Below are 18,684 nucleotides of genomic sequence, written 5' to 3' on the forward strand. Positions count from 1 at the left end.
CGGCGGCCCGCGTGCGGGCGGCCTGCCCGGCGGAGGCGGCGGACGCGCCGGCGGCTTCGGCGGCGGCATGACCGCGGCGCAGCGCAAGAAGCTCCAGGCGGCACTGAAGTCGTGCGGGGTGACGACGCCGCAGGGCGGCGGCAACCGCGCCGGCGGGGGCGGGCGGCCGGACGTGAACAACGCGACCTACCGCAAGTCGATCGAGGCGTACGCGGCGTGCGTCCGCAAGAACGGCTTCGACCTGCCGAAGCCCGACTTCTCCGGCAACGGGCCGATCTTCGACCCGAAGACGGTCGACCAGACCGACCCGAAGTTCCAGAAGGCCAGCGCCGCCTGCCAGTCGACGCTGCAGCAGGGCCGTCCGTCGGGCGGGCCCGGTGGCGGATCCGGCACCACGACCGGGTCGGGCGCGCAGAGCTGACCGCGGACGGCGGCCGGTGACGCGTCTCGCGACGCGGCCGGTCGCACGCTCCGCGGGAGCGGCCCCGACCGCGGACGCGGATCGGGGCCTGGGGCGAGCGCATACGATGGCGCGAGGCGCCGCGGCCCGGCCGCGGCGCGCCCGAACCCCGAGACGAGAGGCACCCATGGCCGTCGTGAAGATCAACGCGATCGAGGTCGACCCCGAGCGCGGACCCGAGCTGGAGCAGCGCTTCGCCCAGCGGGCGTCGGAGGTCGAGACGATGCCCGGGTTCCTCAGCTTCGAGCTGCTGCGCCCGACCGCCGGCGAGACGCGCTACTTCGTCTACACCCGTTGGGAGTCCGAGGAGGACTTCCAGGCGTGGGTCAAGAGCGCGGCGTTCACCCGCGGCCACGCGCAGGCGTCGTCCGACCGCGGTGCCGAGAAGCCCGTCGCCCACGGCTCGAGCGTCCTGGGCTTCGACGTCGTCCTCTCGGTCGAGAAGGCGCGCTCCGAGGCCTGAGCCTCGCCCCGCCGCCCCCGGCGGCGGGACCTCACCCTCGACCTGAGACCGGTCGAGGGTTCCCGCGGGGTCCTATTCGTCGCCGAGCGTCGGGTAGGCGCCGCGGCTGAAGACCATCGGGTGGGCGCTCTGGATGACGTCCAGGTCGAGCACCTTGCCGACGACGAGGAAGTGGTCGCCGAGCTCGATCTCCTGGTCCAGCTCGCAGTCGATCCAGGCGACGACCCCGTCGAGGATCGGCGCGCCGGAGTGCGGGGCGGCCTTGAAGTCGACGCCGGCGAACTTGTCGCCGCCGCTCTTGGCGAACTGGCCGGCGAGCGCGCCCTGGCCCTGGGCGAGGACGTTGACGCAGAAGCGGCCGGCCTCGCGGATCGGCGGCCAGCTGGTCGACTTGTGCGTCGGGTAGAAGCCCACGAGCTGCGGGGTCAGCGAGATCGACGTGAACGACCCGATCGCCATGCCGGACTTCGTGCCGCCCTCGCCGACGCCGGTGATGATCACGACGCTGGTGGGGACGTGCGACAGGACGTGCCGGAACTTGTCCGGATCGCCGTGGGGCGTGACGTCGGATGCGGGGCTGGAGGACATGGGCGGGTCTCTGGTCGACGGCGGTCGTAGCGCCGTGCGGTGCACGGCGAATCACCTGCATCCTATGACCTCGCCGTCTTGCGCCTGCACCCCCGGAAGGGGGTCCTGGGTCGTACGTACGGGTCGGCCCGGCCGTACCGGCGGGTAGGTCTCCGGGACGCGCGGGGCGTCGGGCCGGGCGACGCGATCCCGCCCGGTCACGGCGGTCGCGTCGGAATCGGCGCCCAGCAGGGAACACCCGTAGCCGCGGGTGACGTCTCGACGCATGGCCGATGCGCATGGACGGGCGTACTTCGGAGGCGTAGCTTGCACCGATTTCCCACGCAGGACCTGGAGAGAGAGCGTGCTTGTGACTACCCCTCACGACGTCAACACCGGAAGCCCACGAAGGAGGCGTCGCCGGGCGGTCGCGCTGGTCGCGGCCCTCGGCGTCGCGGTGCCCCTGGCGGGCGCCACCGCCGCACAGGCGTACGACATCGACAGCTTCTCGGCGAACATCGTCGGAGCGGACGGGACGACGTTCGAGTCCCAGGCGGGTGGCCACCCGTACCAGGGCATCATCACGTTCGACACGAAGAAGACGGCCGCCGCGCCGATCCTCGGCGGCAACAACGAGGGCCAGACCGAGACGATCCGGGTCGACACGCCGCCCGGCCTCGTCCCGAACCCCGAGGCCGTCCCGAAGTGCGTGCAGGCGGACCTCGAGGCCAATACCTGTTCGCCGAACACCCAGATCGGGACGACCGAGCTGCGGCTCAGCAAGATCCTCAGCGACGGCGGCACGGCGGGTGGTGCGACCAACCCGTTCGGCCTCCCCGCAGGCTCGCGCGGCGACCTCGTCCTGAAGGTCGCGCTCTACAACATGGTCCCGTACGACGGGCAGCTGGCGCGCTTCTCGTTCAACCCGACGCAGCCCGGCGGCGCGGCCACCGGCCACATCGTCGACATCGTCGGCGGCATGCGGCCCGACGACAACGGCCTGTTCTTCACGATCAACGAGGTCGCGCGCCCGACGCCGTCCGACCCGGTAGCTCCGACCCTCACGGGCTCGACGCTGACGTTCTGGGGCACCCCGGGCGACGCGACCCACACGGCCGCGCGCGGCGCCTCGAGCCTGGCGCTCGCGAGCTTCGGCGGCGGCGTGGCGCCGAGCCCGGCCGGGCCCGGCAACGCCTACCCGCTCGCCGGCCACGCGGGCGGCCAGGCCTCGACCACCGGTGACGCGGCATTCCTCTCCAGCCCGACGGCCTGCACCGGCGTGCAGAACGCCAAGCTGACCCTGAACTCGTACCAGGGCGACGTCCGCACCAAGGACTTCGCGGTCGGCACGTCGACCGACGGCCTGCAGGGCTGCGCCGCGGTGCCGTTCTCCTCGACGACGTCCTTCGGCGTCAGCTCGATGCAACGCGACGCCCCGACCCCGCTGGCGGTCCAGCTCGACGTCCCGCAGACGACGAGCAACGCCACGCTCGCGACGGCACACGTCAAGAAGGTCGCGGTCACCCTGCCGCCCGGCATGACGATCAGCCCGTCGGCCGCCAACGGCCTGCAGGCCTGCACGGACGACCAGTTCAACAAGGGCAACGACAACCCGATCTCCTGCCCGGCGTCCTCGCGCGTCGGTGCGGTCAAGATCACGACCCCGGTCCTCGACTCGCCGCTGCAGGGCTCGGTCTACGTCGGCCAGCCGCTGCCGGGCAACCGCTACCGGCTGTTCGTCAACGCGGACGGCCACGGCATCAGCGTCCGCCTGAAGGGCACCGTCACGCCCGACCCGGTCACGGGCCAGGTCTCGGCGGTCTTCGACGACAACCCGCAGCTGCCGTTCTCGCAGTTCCGCCTCGACTTCGACGGCGGCTCCAAGGCGATCATCGCCAGCCCGCAGGCCTGCGGCACGGCGACGGGCTCCGGCACGCTGTCGCCGTGGTCCGGCGGCGCAGCGTCGAGCACGAGCTCGAGCGTCGACGTGGTCAACTGCGCCGGCAACCCGTTCGGCCCGACGTTCGGTGCCGCGCTGAGCTCCGGCGTGTCCGGCAAGTACGCGCCGCTCTCGGTGGCGTTCGACCGCCCCGACGGCGACCAGTTCCTGAGCGGCCTGAAGGCGACCCTGCCGGCCGGCATGACGGCGAAGATCAAGGGCGTCACGCAGTGCTCCGAGGCCCAGGTGGCCGCCGAGGCCTGCCCCGAGTCGTCGCGCGTCGCGACGGTCAACGTCACGGCCGGCCCGGGTGCCGCGCCGTACGCGCTGTCCGGCCCGGCGTACCTGACGGGCAGCTACAAGGGCGGCGCCTTCGGCACCGTCGCGATCATCCACGTCGTCGCCGGTCCGTACGACCTCGGCAACGTCGTCGTCCGGCAGGCGCTGCGGATCGATCCGGAGACCGCGGCCGTGACGGTGGACAGCGATCCGCTGCCGCAGATCAAGGAGGGGATCGTCCTGCGACTGCGGGACCTGACCCTGAACGTCGACCGCCCGAACTTCGTGCGCAACCCGACGTCCTGCGGCACGAAGTCGATCGCCTCGACGATCACCGGGATCGCCGGCGCGACGGCCGACCGCAGCGCGGGCGTGACGTTCGCCGGCTGCGAGACGCTGCCCTTCCGGCCGAAGATCGCCCTGAAGTTCGGCAACAAGACGCAGATGAAGAAGGGTGGTCACCCGCGCGTGACGGCCACCGTCACGCAGTTCGAGAGCGAGGCCGGGATCAAGGCGACCGAGGTCGCGCTCCCGAAGCAGGTCGCGTTGCAGGCCTCCAACGCGCAGTCCCTGTGCGAGAAGGCCGACGCGGCGAAGGACGCCTGCCCGAAGGCGTCGATCGTGGGCTCCGCGACCGCCGAGACGACGATCCTGAACCGGCGCCTGTTCGGCCCGGTCTACTTCGTCAAGGGCACCAGGACGACGGCAGCAGGCAAGGAGGTCCCGACCCTGCCGACCCTCTACGTCCCGCTGAACGGCGAGGCGCGCGTGAACCTGCGCGCCGTGACCTCGGTCAGCCACGACCGCCTGGTGACGACGTTCCCGGCGATCCCCGACCAGCCGATCACGACGTTCACGCTGAACATCGACGGCGGCAAGCACGGGATCATCGCGGCGACGCGGAGCCTGTGCACCGCCAAGGCGAAGGCCAGCACGCGCTTCACCAGCTGGAACGGCAAGAAGGCCCCGACCCGCAGGACGAAGATCGGGACCGCCTGCAGCACGAAGAAGAAGTAGCCGGGGACGGGCCCGGAGCTCCGCCGCGGGCGCTTCGGGAATCGATCACGAAACGGCGATTCCCGGAGCGCGTTCGGAGGGACACGGGCCTGCCGCCGGGGACGCTTCGGGAATCGATCACGAAGCGGTGATTCCCCGAGCGCGTCGCGGGGAGGGGCAGCATCCGACCGGGTAGCGTCGGTCCACCGTGCCGCTCGTCCTGCCCGCCACCCTGGACCGCCTGCACGAGCGGCTGTTCGTCGCCGGGTACGCGTCGGTGCAGGCGCGCTCCGAGGCCGCGGGGATGCGCGACGTCCGGCGGGCCGTGGTGGCCCCGGCCCGCGGCCGGGTGCTCGAGATCGGCGCCGGGACGGGGCTGAACCTCGCGCACTACGGGCCCGGGGTCACGTCGCTGGTGCTCGTCGAGCCGGCTCCCGCGATGCGCGACGTGCTGGCGGATGCGGTCGCTCGGGGGCCCGGCCGGGAGGGGTGGTCGGTCCCGGGCGTCGCCGCGCAGGCGTCGGTCGTCGACGGGCACGGTGAGCGGCTCCCAGCGGCCGACGGCAGCGTCGACGTCGTGGTGGGGACCTTCGTGCTCTGCAGCGTCGAGGACCCGGAGGCCGTGCTCCGGGAGATCGCGCGGGTGCTGCACCCGGGCGGGCGGTACCTCGGGATCGAGCACGTCCGGGGCTCGACGCCGGGGCTCGCACGGGCGCAGGGGGCGGTCGCGCCCGCGTGGCGGTTCCTGGCCCGGGGCTGTCGCTGCGACCAGGACGCCGCGGCCCTCATCGCGCGCTCGTCGCTGCTGCTGGAGGAGAGCGAGACGTTCCGCGGACCCCGCCAGCCGTGGCCGGTCCGCCCGGGGCTGCGGTTCGCGGCCCGGCGGCCCTGAGAGTGCCCGCCTACGATGGAGCGATGGCCGCGCCGCACCACCGTTCGCTCCCCGGGACGTCGGCGGCCGGGGGCCACGATCCAGGGTCCCGTGGCGCCGAGCGTCGCGGCGTCGGAGCCCGTGGCGCCGGGCATCGCGGCGTCGGGTCGCGGGCGTGACCCTCCGCGAGCTCCACGAGCGGATCGCCGCGTCGGATCCCATCCACTGGCGCGTGCTGCCGCTCGGGCCGGGGTGGCCGGGCGGGGTCGTGGGCGCGGATCCCGAGCCCGTCGGGGCGGACGAGCCCGTCGGCGCCGACGAAGGGGAGGGCCGGACGGGGCACACCCACCGGGCCGTGCTGCGGTCCGACGTCGACCTCGTCCTGACGTGGGGGCTGCGCGAGTCGTCGCGAGACTACTTCGAGCCGTGGCTCGGCAACCTCGGGCGGATGACGGAGGTGCGGGCCGACCGCGTCCTGCTCGACGTGCTCTGGGGCGGGTCGCTGGTCGACCGGCTGCTCGGCCTGTCCTTCGGGGAGTTCCTGCTGCCGTTCCCGCGGTCGCGGCAGCCGCGCGTCAAGGGGCTGCCCGACCGGTACTTCGCCCGCGACGAGGCCGAGCCGTGGCGGCTGGTGCACGAGCTCTCGTTCCCCGACGGCGTCGCATTCGACCGCGTCGTCCATCGGTCGGGCCTGCGGATCGAGTGACGAGTCGGGGGCCGGTCGCCGACACGACGGGGCCGTCCGGCCGATCAGGGGGCCTGGCGTGCGCGGCGGGTCCGGCCCTGATTCGCGACGCGCTCGACCGACGCTCGCCACGGTCCCGGGTCGCGGAAGGTCGCGACCGCGGCGGTTGCGGTGGGCCGTCCGGCGGACGATCATGCCGCCATGTCCCCGCAGTCCGCAGTGCGTCCCGTGGTGGTCCCGTCGTCCTCGGCATCGTCCCCCTCCGATCACGACCAGGCGTTGCAGCTGCTCGTCCGGCGCATGGCGGAGGCCAGCGCCCAGGTCGGGGTGATCATCGGCCAGCTCGACGAGATCGTCGCCCTGATCCAGGGACGTCCGGTGCCGGCGCCAGCCGCTTCGACCGCGCCGGGGCTCCGCCGGACGGTGCCGCCGCAGCGTCGCGGCGGACACTCCGCCTGACGTCGCGCGGCGGTCACCCGCGGACGGCGCCGCAGTCGCCCTCGAACGCCGCGGCCCTCAGGACACCGCACCTCGCCGCGGATGATGCGGCGCCCGGCCGCCGGTGCATCGCGCCACCGGTTCGTGGCCGTCCTGCCCCCGGGGCACCTTGCCACCGATCGGTGGCCGTCCTGCGGTCGGCGCGCCGTGCCGCCGATGGGTGGGCCCGCGGGCTTCGGGGCCGCACTTCGGCCCGGAACGACGAAGGCCCCGCGGTGGCGGGGCCCTCGTGCGATGGGCATACACAGACTCGAACTGTGGACCTCTCGCGTGTGAAGCGAGCGCTCTAACCAACTGAGCTATACGCCCTCGGTCGCGACACGATATCGCGCCGTCCGCCGGGCTGCCGCGTCGCCGGGGCCGCGAGGCAGCGCGAGTCGTCGTGGGTCCGCCCGGGGTGGGCCGCGGATCCACGGGCGAGCGCCGGCGCGACACGCCCGACGGGTCGATCGGCGGGGTGGCCGGACCCCGACCCTCCGGCGCGCCACGGTTCGTGGGATCCTTTGCGGATGGAAGAAAGCGAGAAGGCCACGATCAGCGACAGCGAGGCCACGGATCTCGAGCGCACGTCGAACCCCGAGTCCGCTCAGCCGAGCGACGAGGCGGAGGACCGCAACAAGTCGCCCCTGGGTGGCGCGTCGTACGACGACGACGTCCTCGCGGTCGATCCGGAGAACGCCCTGTCGGCGAACGCGTTCATGATCCAGATCACGATCTCGATGTTCGTCGTCGTGATCCTCCTGGTGCTCGCGTCGTCCACGGGGTCGACCATCCTGCTGCTGCTGGCGCTCCTGTCGATCCTTCCCGGCCTCGGCCTGATGCTGAAGGCCGTCTTCACGATGATGTCGACCGACTGACGCTCCGATCCGCCGCCGCGGCGGGCGGCGGATCCGGGCGGATCCCGGCGGGTCCCCGCACGTCCGCGTGCCGGGCCCGCCGATCCCCGGGCGAGGCGGCCGTCGGTCGGCCCGGCGCTCGGGTACGATCGCCCGACGTGTGCGACGGGATGAGCCCGTCGTCGACGGCATCGATGGGGAAGTCCCCGTGCGACGCCGGCCCGTGAACCAGGTCAGGTCCGGAAGGAAGCAGCCTTAAGCGGTAGTCGGTGGGCGCGCGGGTGCCTTGCCCGGAGTCGTCGGCGGCGGGCTGATTCCGTCCTCGCGCCGGATCCCCGGCGTGACGAGCACCACGTCCCGGGAACGCCACCTCGCGTCCCGTGCGGTCCGGCCCTCGCGGCGATCCGCTCCCGCGCAGCTGCGGACGGTCGAGGACGAACCGTCCCCGGGCGGGGAGACGACGCAGCCCCGGCGCCCCCGCGTGCCGACGGGCCGCCCTGGGCATAGGGTCGGGCGATGTCCGTCCCGGCGCCCGCGATCACGCTCCACGTCCTGCCGCCCTCGCCGCCGTGCCACACGGTCGAGGCCGCGCTGCAGCTCAAGGGGCTCGCCTACGAGAAGGTCGCGCTGCCGGCCGGAGGGCACCAGGAGGCGATGGCCGAGATCTACGGTCCCGCCCGCGTCACGGTCCCCGGCATCGTGGTCGACGGGACCCCGGTCCACGGGTCCGTCAACATCCTCGAGCGCCTGGAGCAGCTGCAGCCCGAGCCTGCGCTCTACCCGCCCGCGATCGCCGACGCCGTCCACGAGGCCGAGCGCTGGGGCGACGGCCGCCTGCAGGACCTCGCCCGGTACCTGCCGTGGGGCGCCCTGTACTTCCGGCCCGAGTCGCTCGGGACGTTCGGGGGCGCCGGCGCGCTGGACGCCGCCGGCACCGACGACGCGATCAAGGTGATCCGCGGGACCTGGCGGTACCACGACCTCACCGCGCAGAGGCTCTACGACGGCCTGGAGGACCTTCCCGCCCTGCTGGACCGCGTCGACGCGCTGGCGGCCGACGGGACGATCGGCACCGAGCACGTCACCGCGGCGGACCTGCAGCTCGGCGCGTCGCTGCGGGTGCTCCTCACCGTCGGCGACCTGCACCCGCTGATGGCGGGCCGTCCGGGCGAGGAGATCGCCCGCCGGCTGTTCCCCGAGTACCCGGGCCTCGTCCCCGCCGGCGCCCTGCCGGCGGGCTGGGTGCCCGAGCGCGCGTAGGGCTCAGCCCTCGACGCGCCGCCGCAGCGCGGTCAGGAACTGCGCCGCGTAGAGGCCGTCGAGCGCCCGGTGGTCCCAGCCCATGCAGAGGTGGACCATCGGGCGGATGCCGATGCTCTCGTTGCCGTCGGCATCGGCGACGACGACGGGCCGCCGGACGATCGCCTCGAGGTCGAGGATCGCGACCTGCGGCAGGTTGATGACCGGGGTGGCCATCAGGGCGCCCGCCGCACCGGGGTTGGTGATCGTGAAGGTGCCGCCGCGGACCTCGTCCGGGCTCAGGCGGCCGGCGCGGGCGCGGGCCGCGAGGTCCTTGATGCGGCGGGCGAGGCCCTGGACGCTGAGGTCCTGCGCGTCGTGGATCACCGGCGCGATCAGGCCGTCCTCGCCGAGCGAGACCGCAATGCCGAGGTGCACGCGCTCGCCGTAGCGCGTCACCGTCTCGCCGTCGAACGTGGCGTTCAGCGCCGGGAAGGCCTGCAGCGTCTCGATCGCGGCGCGCGCCAGGAGCGGTAGCGCGGTCAGCCCGACCACGCGGCGCTCGCGCTCGACCCGGCTCATGTCGCACTCGACGATCGTCGTGCAGTGCGCCGCCGCGTCGAGGGACCGCCGGACCGCGTCGCCGATCGAGCGCCGCATGCGGCTGGCGGGGACCGGGGTCCCGCCGAGGTCGGCCGGAACGACGGGCGGGGCGGAGCTGCCTTGCGTCGCACCGGCGACCGGGATCGACGGGTCGTGGCGGTAGGGCGAGTCCGAGTGCATCGGCGCCTCGGCGGGCGCATCGCCCGCGGCGGGCGGCGGCGTCGTCGCCCCGGCCTCGGCGGCCGCGAGGACGTCGCGCTTCGTGACGCGGCCGTTGCGGCCGGAGCCGTTCAGCGCGCGGACGTCGACGCCGTGCTCGTCGGCGAGGCGGGCGGCCACCGGGGACGACCGCCGCAGGGCGTCACGGCGGTCGCTGCGTGGGTCGGCAGGGACGCCCACCGTCGCGCCCCCGCGGACGGTGGGATCACGAAGGGTGGGCGCGCCGGCACCGTCGGACCCGACGGCGCCTTCGGCCGCCGCCGCTGACGTGCCGGCCGCTGACGTCGCGGCCGCCGTCCCGCCCCCGGCGGTCGCGTCGCTCGTCGTCGTCCCGGCGGGCGTCGCGCCGTTCGGCCTCGTTCCGCCGTCCGGCGTCGCGCCGCCGACGGGCCCCGTCGTCCGCAGCCGCGCGATCACGGTGCCGACGTCGACGGTCTCGCCCTCCTCGACGACGAGTTCCTCGATCACGCCGTCCTCGAAGGCCGGGCACTCGACGTCGACCTTGTCGGTGGAGACCTCGCAGAGCACCTGGTCGCGGACGACGACGTCGCCGACGGCGACCTTCCAGGCGACGATCGTGCCCTCGGCGACCGAGGTGCCCATGCGGGGCATCAGGACCTCGCCGCCGGGCGCGGTGCCCTCGGCGTCGACGATGGCGCCGGCCCGGTCGGTGCCGGCGAGGCTCGCGCCGGACGGGGCCGGGTGGCCGGTCACGCCGGGCGCGTCCGCCGCATCCGGGGCGGCGAGCGGCTCAGTACGCGAGGAGCTCACGCGCGGCCTCCGTGATCCGGTCGGCGGTGGGGAGGACGGCCTCCTCGAGGCCGGGGCTGAAGGGGATCGGGATGTCCGGCGCGGCCAGGCGGCGGACGGGGCCGTCGAGGTCGGAGAACGCGCGGTCGGCCACGAGCGCGGCGACCTGGGCGCCGGCGGCGCACGTCTCGTTGGCCTCGTCGACGATGAGGATCTTGTTCGTCCGGCGGACGCTCGCGAGGATCGCCTCCTCGTCGAGCGGGACGAGGGAGCGCAGGTCGAGGACCTCGACGCGGCCGGGCTCGAAGCGCTCGGCGGCCTCGACGGCGAGGTGCAGCATCGCGCCGTAGGCGACGATCGTGAGGTCCTCGCCGGGGCGGACGACCTTCGCGGTGAACGGCTCGAGGTGCTCGCCGACCGGAACCTCGCCCTTGATCCGGCGGTAGAGGTGCTTGTGCTCGAGGAAGCAGACCGGGTTGTGGTCGCGGATCGCGGCGGCCAGCATGCCCTTCGCGTCGGCGGGGGTGGACGGCGCGACGACCTTCAGGCCCGGCGCGTGCATGAACCAGGCCTCGGGGTTCTGCGAGTGGAACGGGCCGCCGGCGAAGCCACCGCCGGACGGCAGCCGCAGCACCATCGGGACGGCCAGGCCGGTGCGCCAGTGCATCTTGCCCGCGACGTTGACGAGCTGGTCGAAGCCGGTGGCGACGAAGTCGGCGAACTGGACCTCGCAGACGGGGCGCAGGCCGGCCAGCGCGGCGCCGACGGAGGTGCCGATGATCGCGGCCTCGGCGATCGGGGTGTCCTGCACGCGGTCCGCGCCGAACTCGGCGAACAGCCCGTCGGTCGCCTTGAACGCGCCGCCGAACGCGCCGACGTCCTCGCCCATCACGAAGACCCGCTCGTCGCGCTGCATCTCGACGCGCAGGGCGTCGTTGATGGCCTGCAGGTAGGTCATGTTGCGCGTGGCGCCGTCGGGTGACGCGGTCGCGGGGGCCGGCCGGGCGGCGGCGCCCGGCGTCTCGGTGCTCGGGACGCTCATCGGGCGGCCTCGGCCGCGGTCGACGACGGGCCGACGGTGGTCCCGCCCTCCGCGGCACCGCGGGCGGCGGCGCTCACGGGGTCGTGCACGCCGCCGGCGAACCCGCTCCACGGCGCCTCGCCGCGCCCGAGCGGCACGGGCTCCTCGGTCGCGAACAGGCCCTCGGTGGCCGACGCGGGGTCCGGCAGGGGCGTGGCCAGTGCCGCGTCGACGGCGGCGTCGAGCCGCGCGAGGACCCGCGTGCGCACGGCCTCGACGTCGACGCCGGCCCCGCCGAGCGTCGCCTCGTAGGTGGCGATCGGGTCGCGCTTCCGCCACTCCGCGAAGACCGCGGGGTCGACGTAGCGGGCGTCGTCGTGGGAGCCGTGGCCGTGCATGCGCATCGTCCGGGCCTCGATCAGCGTCGGGCCGTCGCCGCGCAGCGCGCGCTCGCGGGCCTCGTGCGTGACGCGGAACATCGCCTCGACGTCGTTGCCGTCGACGACGACGCCGGGCATCCCGTAGGCCGCGGCGCGCTCGGCGGGGGAGACCGCGAACTGGGCGCTGGTGGGCGTCGAGTAGGCGAGCCCGTTGTTCTCGCAGACGATGACGATGGGCTCCTTGCGCAGCCCGGCGAAGTTCATGGCCTCGTGCCACGCGCCGGGCGAGGTGGCGCCGTCGCCGAAGAACGTCAGGGCGACGCGGCGCTCCCGACGCAGGCGGAAGGCCATCGCGATCCCCACTGCCACGACGAACATGTCGGGCAGCATCGAGACCATCGGGACGATCCCCTTGGTCGGATCGCCGAAGTGGACGTTGCCCTCGCGGCCGCGGCTGAGCCGGTTGTCGCGGCCCAGGTGGTGGCGGATGATCTCCGTCAGGTCCGTCCCGCGGACGAGGTGCGCGCCCATGTCGCGGATCAGCGGCGAGCAGATGACGTCGTCGGGGCCCATCGCGAAGGCGGCGCCGACGGGGATCGCCTCCTGCCCGTGGCCGTCGTAGAACGAGCCCGGCGTGCGGCCCTGCTTGTAGAGCGCGACGCCGCGCTCCTCGAACGTCCGCATCGCGACCATCAGCTCGAGGAGCAGCTCGCGATCGGCGAGGGTCAGCGGCGGGCCGGAGAGCTCCTCGGCGGGCGCGGGGGCGCGGTCGCGGCGGGGTTCCGGGGCGGCCTCCGGGGCCTGGTCGTGGGCGTTGTGGCGGGGGTCCTCGACGAGCACGGCACCGACCAGTCTGGCGTACTTCGGTGCCGTCCGGAACCCCCGCGACCGGCGAGGAAGGCCTGGATACCAGCGGTTTTCCGGGGGTACGGTCGACGGTACGGGCCGGGGTATGGAGGTGGGCATGGTCGGCTGGTCGGCGGGGCGAGGCCGCTGGGCGTCCGAGAGCCTGGCCGGGTGCAGGCGGTCGAGGCCCGGGGACCCTCGTCCTCTGTATGCGCATGACCGACCGTGGCACCCACGTCGAGTACGAGGGACGGCCCGCCGTCCGCTTCGTGCGGCGCTACCCGCACTCGACCGACCGGGTCTGGGCGGCGGTCAGCACGCCGGAGGAGCTCGTCCGGTGGTTCCCGTCCCGCGTGGAGCTCGAGACCCGCGCGGGCGGCACGATCCGCTTCTCCGGCGATCCGTACATGGAGCCGACGACGGGGACGGTGCTGGCCTACGCCGCGCCGCGCCGCCTCGCGTTCACGCGGGGCGAGGACGAGGTGCACCTGACGCTCGAGTCGCTCGCCGACGGCGGGACGACGCTCACGTTGATCAACGTGCTGGAGGCGCCGGACACCGCGGCCCGGAACGCGGGCGGTTGGCCCGTCTGCCTGGTCGTCCTGGACCGGTGGCTGGCGGGCGAGGAGACCGCCGGCCCACACCACGCGCCGGAGGAGTGGGAGCCGGTCCACGACGCGTACGTCGCCGACGGCCTGCCGTCGGGAGCGCCGGTGCCGGGGACGAACTGACCCCCCGTCGCGCCGTGGCGGACGGTCCCGCCGTCAGCGCGCGAGGCGCGTGGCGAGCTCCTCGGCGCAGTCCGCGCGCGAGGTGTAGACCGACCAGGTGCCCAGCGTGCCGGCGCGGACGCTGCCGGGCGGCGGGGTCGGCAGGCCGGCTGCGCCGTCGGCCTTGTCCAGGATGAAGCCCCGGGCGACCTTCGCCGACGACGGCAGGAGCGAGATGCCGGGGTCGGGCGTCGCGCCGCGCAGCAGGGCGGGCTGGAGCCCGGAGACCGCCGGCGGAGCCGCGCCACCGCCGACGTCGTCACGGCCCAGCCAGAGCAGGACCTGGGGGACGGCGCGGTGGTTCGGGAGCGCGACGTCGGCGTTCAGCCACGTGGCGACGCGCTCGGCCTGGTCCGCCGGCACGCCGCCGATCACCGCGGCGTACGGCGCACCGCCGCGACCGCACGCCGCGGTCTGCAGCGCGGGCCGGACGACGTCGCCGGTGACCGTCCGCAGGTCGCCGATCACGCGCTGCTGCAGCGCCAGGGCGCTCTGCAGGCGGTCGAGCCGGTGGACCTGGCTGGGCAGGAAGACGACGAAGGCCAGCAGGGAGACGACCGCGAAGGCCTGCCACCGGCGCACCCAGGCGTGGCCGGCGGGCAGGTGACGCCACCCGAGCAGGCCCGCCGCGGCGAAGACGATCAGGAGCGTGGCCGGGAAGACCAGGTAGCGGGTCAGGAGTGGCAGGCCGGCCGCCGCGAGGACGAAGAACGCGACGCCCGCCGCGATCGCCGCCGCGACGCCCAGCACCGCGCGGCGCCGCAGGAACGCCAGCGACAGCAGCACGCCGCCGAACGCCGCCAGCAGCACGGGCTCGCGGACGATCTCGCCGAGCCGGCGCGGCATCACCGTGATCGCCGACCCGACGCCGGTGACGCGGTCCAGGTCGGCGGCGTTCTGCTGGGTGCCGGTGAGGGCCTGCAGGGGGTCGCCGGCCAGGACGAGGCCCTCGACGATCCAGCCCAGCGGGGCGATCAGCGCGAGCGCGATCAGCGGCAGCAGGGGGCGGATCTCGAGCCGCCCGGCCCAGACCTGCAGCCGTCCCCCGGGACCGCTCTGGGAATCACCGCTTCGTGATCGATTCCCAGAGCGCTCCCGGCGGGGACTCCCGTCGGCCGTCGCCGGGGTTGTGGCCGGGGTGGTCGGACGCGCGCCGGTCGCGATGGTTCGCGCCGGCTCGTCGCCCCCCGCGACGGTTCCGGCCGGTCCGTCGGTCGTCTCCTCCGCGGCCCCGGCGGCGCGGATCTGCCAGATCGCGAGGTAGGCGACGTAGGCGGCGGCGAGCAGCCAGGCCTCGGGGCGCAGCAGGCCGGCGAGGGTGATCCACGCGACCGTCCGGGCGCCGCCCCGGGGGCGCCGGGTCTCGGCGAGGAGGGCCAGGAGCAGGAAGACCGCGTAGGGCAGGTCGAGGTACGTGCGCAGGCCGTAGGAGAGGACCGGCTCGCGGGTGAGGACCAGGACGGTGGCGACGACGCCCGCCCAGACCCCGAACCAGGCGGTGGCGATGCGGAAGGTCACGACGCCCAGCGCGCCGAGCCAGAAGAGGGCGGAGACGACCAGCGCGGTCTCCGCGCCACGGCCGACGGCGGGGCCGCCGCCGTCGCTGAACGGGACGAGGATCGCCGAGAACAGGTCGCTCAGCGGGTGCGGCGTGGGGGAGAAGACGCGGCCGAGGTCCGGGCGGGATCCGCCGGCGACCAGCTCGCGCATCCAGTCCAGGGACCAGGCGGAGTCGTAGTTGACGAACGCGGTCCGGCCGAACAGCAGCCAGACGAGCAGGCCGAGCCCGCACGCCGCCGCCAGGTGGAGCGCGACCGAGGTCGCGCGCGTGCGCGGTGAGCCGTCCCGGGGGTCCATGCCGGGGCGACGCTACCGACCTGGCCCGGAACTGCGCCGGAAGGGTGCCGAGTTCGTTCCGGATCCCCGCGCGGGCGCTAGCCTGCCGGTCGTGAAGCCCGACGCCGTGCAGCTCCGCGTCCTCGGTGCGCTGCTGGAGAAGCAGCGCACCACGCCGGACACCTACCCGCTCACGCTCAACGCGCTGCGCGCCGCGTGCAACCAGTCGACGAACCGCGATCCCGTCGTGCAGTACGACGACGTGCAGATCCGCGGGGCGCTCGAGGAGCTCGCCCGGCGGCGCTGGACGCGGTCGGCCGGAGGCTCGCGCGCGGCGAAGTACCGGCACCTGCTCGCGGACACGATGCAGATCCGGCCCGACGAGCAGGCCGTCATCGCCGTGCTGATCCTGCGCGGGCCGCAGACGCCCGGCGAGCTGCGGGCCCGGACCGAGCGCCTGCACCGGTTCGGGAGCTCCGACGAGCTGGAGACGACGATCGACCGGCTCGTCACGCGGCAGCTGGTGGTGCGGCTCGAACGACGGCCGGGCCAGAAGGAGGCCCGCGTCCAGCAGGTGATGGGCGGCGACGAGCTGCCGACGGCCGCCGCGGCGACGTCCGGCACCGTCGCGGTCGAGCGCGCCGCCGAGCCGCCGACCTACCGCGACGAGTCCGGGCCGTCCGAGTTCGACCTGGGCCCGGCGCCGCCGTCCGCTGGCCGGGCCGAGGAGCCGCCGCCGAACCACCTGGAGGGCCGCGTCGTCCAGCTCGAGGGCGAGCTGGAGGACGTCCGGGCCGAGCTGGAGACGCTCCGCGGCGAGCTCGCGGCGCTGCGCACGGAACTCGGCGCCTGACGGGCGACGGGCGGGGGTAGCGTAGGGCCCGTGTGGTGGCCCGTGACCTTCGAACCTCGACGTCCCGACCGGGGCAGGCGGCCCGGGAGGAGTGCGGCGCTCGTCGTGCCGGCGGCCGTCGTCGCCGCGGCGCTGGTGCCGGCGTCGGCGCCGGCCGACGTCCTGCTGGACCCCCTCCTGGTGGGCGGCGAGGTCGCCGCGGGGCACGCGGCGACGCTCGTGGGGCCCGACGGGTCGTGGCGGACCCTGGCGGCCCCGGGTGGCGGCATCCGGGACCGCTTCCAGGTGAGCGCCGTGTCGCCCGACCACCGCGTCGTCGCCCGCACCTCGGGCCGGCGGGTCGTCCTGGTGCCCACGGACGGCGGCCGGCCGCGCGTCCTCGGCCTGCGCGGCCTGCGGGTGCCGGCGCCCGAGCGGCAGGCCGCGCCCGATCCCGGGATCGGCGATCCGGACGGGTCCTTCGGGTTCGGGCTGTCGGTGGGCGGCACGCCCGCGGTCTGGTGGGACGCCGACGGCAGCCACGTCCGGCGCGACGCGGTCCGCAGCCCGGCGGGAACGCCGGTCGTGGTGACCTGCACGGTCGCGTCGGGACGGTGCAGCTCGCGTCGCAGCCCCCGGGGACTGCAGCGCGTCGCGGCGCGCGGGGACGGCGGCAGCCTGTGGACGGGGACGACGCCGCCGGACGTCGAGCAGCTCGTGTCGCTGGGGCCGCTGGCGGACGGGACGTGGGTGCGGGCGACGCCCGCCGCCGTCCGGCGGGCGCGGGCGGTGCTGCGCCGGCCGCACCCCGACGCGCTGGTGCTCGTCACGCCCGCCGGCACGGAGCGCACGCTCTGGAGCACGCGACGGTCCTACGCGCAGGGCGTCACGGACACGGCCCCGTCGGAGGGCGGGCCCGGCGGGACGATCGTCGCGTGGGACCGGACGACGTACGCGCTGCAGACGCGCCGCCGGAAGGGACGGCCGCAGGCCCGGCTGCGGGTCCGCACCGTCGCCGAGGGGCTGTGGCGGATCGCACCGTCCGGGCGGCGGAGCACGTTCCGGGCCCGGACGACCGCGGGGGACCGCCTGGAGTCGGTGGACGGTCCGGCGGGTCCGCACGGCTGGTACGGCACCGTCCGCGATCGTCGGGGCCGCGCGCTGCCGGCGACGGTCGACGCCCGCGGCGTGGTCCGGCGGGTCCTGCTCGACGGGCGCCCGCCGACCGTCGGGGCGATCCAGGCCGCACTGGGCCTGGGGGCGCTTCCGGCGGCGGGATCCGACGGCACGGGCGGCGGCCCCCGGGACGTCGTCGGCGTCTCGGGCTACGAGGCCGCGACCGACAGCCTGATCGCCACCTACACGGTCGGACCGGTCGAGGACCTGCGCCAGGTCGTCGCGCGGCTGCCGGTGGCCGGCGGTCCGCCCTCCCCGGTGCTCCCGCGGCCGGGGTCGCCGGCCGGCGACCCGCGCCTCGTGATCGCCACCGCCTGGTAGTCGGATCGGCGGCGGCGGATCGCTCGGGGGCTCCGTAGACTCGGCTCGAGTGTCCGCCCCGTCCCTCTACCGCCGCCACCGACCCCGCTCGTTCGACGACGTCGTCGGTCAGGAACACGTCGTGCGCACGCTGCGCAACGCGATCGACCAGGACAAGGTGCACCACGCCTACCTGTTCGTCGGGTCGCGCGGGACGGGCAAGACGTCGATGGCGAAGATCCTCGCCGCCTGCCTGAACTGCCAGGGGGACCCGGATCTGGCGCCGACCGAGCGCCGGCCCGGGCCGACGACCACGCCGTGCGGCCGCTGCGAGGCGTGCCGGTCGATCGCGGACGCCACGTCGATCGACGTGGTCGAGATGGACGCCGCGTCCAACAACTCCGTCGACGACATCCGCGACCTGCGCGACTCCGTCGCCTTCGCCCCCGTCGGCGGGCGCCACAAGGTCTACATCCTCGACGAGGCGCACATGCTCTCGTCCCAGGCGTGGAACGCGTTCCTCAAGACGCTCGAGGAGCCGCCGCCGCGGACGATCTTCGTGCTGGCCACGACCGAGGCCAACAAGGTCCTGCCGACGGTCGTCGACCGCTGTCACCGCTTCGACTTCCACCGGCCGACGCCCGTGCAGCTGTCGCGGGTCCTCGACCGCGTCGCCGAGCAGGAGCACATCGCGATCGCCCCCGAGGCGGTCGCGCTCGTCGCCCGGCACGCGACCGGCTCGTTCCGCGACGCGCTCGGCACGCTCGAGCAGCTCGTCACCTACGCGGGCGAGGACATCCGGACCGAGGACGTCCTGTCGGTCCTCGGCGTCGCGGACGCCGAGCTCCTCTTCCGGGCCTTCGACGCCGTCGGCGCGGGCGACGCGGCGGCGACCCTGCAGGTCGCCTCCGAGCTCTCCGCCCAGGGCCGGGACCTCGTCCAGGTCACGCGCGACGTCGAGGCCCACGCCCGCGCCCTGCTGCTGGTCCTGATGACGGGCGCGCTGCCCGACGAGCTGCGGATCGCTGCCCGGTGGGTCGACGTCGGCGGAGGTCTCCTCGTGAACCCGTTCGGCCTGCGCATCGCCGTGCCCCGCGGCGTGATGATGGGACCGACGC

General features: G+C 74.9%; 16 protein-coding genes, 1 tRNA gene, 1 other RNA gene and 1 pseudogene. 13 read left to right on the forward strand and 6 right to left on the reverse strand.

Annotated features, from left to right (window positions below; all coding sequences use genetic code 11):
• Together AB0L40_RS18775 and AB0L40_RS18780 are read left to right on the forward strand one after the other, a co-directional pair.
• A pseudogene (locus AB0L40_RS18775) lies at positions 1 to 421 on the forward strand (hypothetical protein); the annotation flags it as partial.
• Positions 422 to 587: 166 nt separating this feature from the next.
• Positions 588 to 923, forward strand: coding sequence for an antibiotic biosynthesis monooxygenase (locus tag AB0L40_RS18780; RefSeq protein ID WP_364357937.1), 336 nt, complete (start codon positions 588 to 590; stop codon positions 921 to 923).
• 72 nt (positions 924 to 995) lie between these two features.
• Here the strand turns inward: AB0L40_RS18780 and AB0L40_RS18785 are convergent, their stop codons facing one another.
• Positions 996 to 1,511 carry a flavin reductase family protein gene (locus AB0L40_RS18785; protein WP_364357940.1) on the reverse strand — a complete coding sequence of 172 codons (516 nt, stop codon included), beginning with the start codon at positions 1,509 to 1,511 and terminating at the stop codon, positions 996 to 998.
• 349 nt (positions 1,512 to 1,860) lie between these two features.
• On the opposite strand from AB0L40_RS18785, the gene AB0L40_RS18790 reads away from it, so the two are divergent.
• From AB0L40_RS18790 to AB0L40_RS18805, 4 genes are all read left to right on the forward strand, one after another.
• The gene (locus AB0L40_RS18790; protein WP_364357943.1) at positions 1,861 to 4,725 is read left to right on the forward strand and encodes a hypothetical protein; all 2,865 of its coding nucleotides are present in this window, start codon (positions 1,861 to 1,863) and stop codon (positions 4,723 to 4,725) included.
• A gap of 187 nt (positions 4,726 to 4,912) precedes the next feature.
• Complete coding sequence (locus AB0L40_RS18795) at positions 4,913 to 5,596, forward strand: class I SAM-dependent methyltransferase (RefSeq protein WP_364357946.1); 684 nt, start codon at positions 4,913 to 4,915, stop codon at positions 5,594 to 5,596.
• A gap of 154 nt (positions 5,597 to 5,750) precedes the next feature.
• Positions 5,751 to 6,281, forward strand: a complete 531-nt coding sequence (locus tag AB0L40_RS18800) for a hypothetical protein (protein WP_364357949.1) — start codon at positions 5,751 to 5,753, stop codon at positions 6,279 to 6,281.
• Between the two features lie 180 nt (positions 6,282 to 6,461).
• Complete coding sequence (locus AB0L40_RS18805) at positions 6,462 to 6,719, forward strand: hypothetical protein (protein WP_364357952.1); 258 nt, start codon at positions 6,462 to 6,464, stop codon at positions 6,717 to 6,719.
• A gap of 274 nt (positions 6,720 to 6,993) precedes the next feature.
• Here AB0L40_RS18805 and AB0L40_RS18810 read toward each other — a convergent pair.
• Positions 6,994 to 7,067 (reverse strand) — tRNA-Val (locus AB0L40_RS18810).
• A 200-nt stretch (positions 7,068 to 7,267) separates the two neighbouring features.
• Here AB0L40_RS18810 and AB0L40_RS18815 point away from each other — a divergent pair.
• From AB0L40_RS18815 to AB0L40_RS18825, 3 genes are all read left to right on the forward strand, one after another.
• Entirely contained in the window at positions 7,268 to 7,615 is a 348-nt protein-coding gene (locus tag AB0L40_RS18815) for a hypothetical protein (RefSeq protein WP_364357955.1), read from the forward strand.
• A 176-nt stretch (positions 7,616 to 7,791) separates the two neighbouring features.
• An RNA gene (gene ffs / locus AB0L40_RS18820) (signal recognition particle sRNA small type) lies at positions 7,792 to 7,888 on the forward strand.
• A gap of 222 nt (positions 7,889 to 8,110) precedes the next feature.
• Positions 8,111 to 8,854 (forward strand): glutathione S-transferase N-terminal domain-containing protein, encoded by a 744-nt coding sequence (locus AB0L40_RS18825; RefSeq protein ID WP_364357958.1) that lies wholly within the window; start codon positions 8,111 to 8,113, stop codon positions 8,852 to 8,854.
• A 3-nt stretch (positions 8,855 to 8,857) separates the two neighbouring features.
• On the opposite strand, the gene AB0L40_RS18830 is transcribed toward AB0L40_RS18825, so the two are convergent.
• The 3 genes from AB0L40_RS18830 to AB0L40_RS18840 form a co-directional block, all read right to left on the reverse strand.
• On the reverse strand, positions 8,858 to 10,426 hold the full coding sequence (locus AB0L40_RS18830) for a dihydrolipoamide acetyltransferase family protein (protein ID WP_364357960.1): 1,569 nt from the start codon (positions 10,424 to 10,426) through the stop codon (positions 8,858 to 8,860).
• Positions 10,407 to 11,363 (reverse strand): alpha-ketoacid dehydrogenase subunit beta, encoded by a 957-nt coding sequence (locus AB0L40_RS18835; protein ID WP_364357981.1) that lies wholly within the window; start codon positions 11,361 to 11,363, stop codon positions 10,407 to 10,409. Before AB0L40_RS18835 ends, AB0L40_RS18830 begins: the two co-directional genes overlap by 20 nt.
• Positions 11,364 to 11,443: 80 nt before the next feature.
• Positions 11,444 to 12,646: a thiamine pyrophosphate-dependent dehydrogenase E1 component subunit alpha gene (locus AB0L40_RS18840; RefSeq protein WP_364357963.1), complete on the reverse strand. Its 1,203-nt coding sequence runs from the start codon at positions 12,644 to 12,646 to the stop codon at positions 11,444 to 11,446.
• Between the two features lie 215 nt (positions 12,647 to 12,861).
• Between AB0L40_RS18840 and AB0L40_RS18845 the strand changes: the two genes are divergently transcribed.
• Positions 12,862 to 13,383, forward strand: coding sequence for an SRPBCC family protein (locus tag AB0L40_RS18845; RefSeq protein ID WP_364357966.1), 522 nt, complete (start codon positions 12,862 to 12,864; stop codon positions 13,381 to 13,383).
• 33 nt (positions 13,384 to 13,416) lie between these two features.
• Here the strand turns inward: AB0L40_RS18845 and AB0L40_RS18850 are convergent, their stop codons facing one another.
• A complete protein-coding gene (locus AB0L40_RS18850; RefSeq protein WP_364357969.1) occupies positions 13,417 to 15,279 on the reverse strand; it encodes a hypothetical protein in 1,863 nt (620 codons plus the stop codon).
• Positions 15,280 to 15,370: 91 nt separating this feature from the next.
• Between AB0L40_RS18850 and AB0L40_RS18855 the strand changes: the two genes are divergently transcribed.
• The 3 genes from AB0L40_RS18855 to dnaX all read left to right on the forward strand — a co-directional run.
• Positions 15,371 to 16,111 carry a YceH family protein gene (locus tag AB0L40_RS18855; protein WP_364357972.1) on the forward strand — a complete coding sequence of 247 codons (741 nt, stop codon included), beginning with the start codon at positions 15,371 to 15,373 and terminating at the stop codon, positions 16,109 to 16,111.
• Positions 16,112 to 16,216: 105 nt separating this feature from the next.
• Positions 16,217 to 17,587: a hypothetical protein gene (locus AB0L40_RS18860; RefSeq protein WP_364357975.1), complete on the forward strand. Its 1,371-nt coding sequence runs from the start codon at positions 16,217 to 16,219 to the stop codon at positions 17,585 to 17,587.
• A gap of 49 nt (positions 17,588 to 17,636) precedes the next feature.
• Positions 17,637 to 18,684, forward strand: a 1,048-nt coding sequence (gene dnaX, locus AB0L40_RS18865; RefSeq protein ID WP_364357978.1) for a DNA polymerase III subunit gamma/tau, incomplete at its 3' end; no start/stop codon positions are given.

Origin of the sequence: Patulibacter sp. NPDC049589 (assembly GCF_040675535.1) — a bacterium.
Taxonomy (GTDB): Bacteria; Actinomycetota; Thermoleophilia; order Solirubrobacterales; family Solirubrobacteraceae; genus Patulibacter.

Coding starts and splice junctions, on each gene's coding strand:
- AB0L40_RS18805 (WP_364357952.1), top strand. CDS start 6,462: ATGTCCCCGCAGTCCGCAGTGCGTCCCGTGGTGGTCCCGTCGTCCTCG.
- AB0L40_RS18825 (WP_364357958.1), top strand. CDS start 8,111: ATGTCCGTCCCGGCGCCCGCGATCACGCTCCACGTCCTGCCGCCCTCG.
- AB0L40_RS18780 (WP_364357937.1), top strand. CDS start 588: ATGGCCGTCGTGAAGATCAACGCGATCGAGGTCGACCCCGAGCGCGGA.
- AB0L40_RS18845 (WP_364357966.1), top strand. CDS start 12,862: ATGCGCATGACCGACCGTGGCACCCACGTCGAGTACGAGGGACGGCCC.
- AB0L40_RS18835 (WP_364357981.1), bottom strand. CDS start 11,363: ATGACCTACCTGCAGGCCATCAACGACGCCCTGCGCGTCGAGATGCAG.
- AB0L40_RS18815 (WP_364357955.1), top strand. CDS start 7,268: ATGGAAGAAAGCGAGAAGGCCACGATCAGCGACAGCGAGGCCACGGAT.
- AB0L40_RS18850 (WP_364357969.1), bottom strand. CDS start 15,279: ATGGACCCCCGGGACGGCTCACCGCGCACGCGCGCGACCTCGGTCGCG.
- AB0L40_RS18785 (WP_364357940.1), bottom strand. CDS start 1,511: ATGTCCTCCAGCCCCGCATCCGACGTCACGCCCCACGGCGATCCGGAC.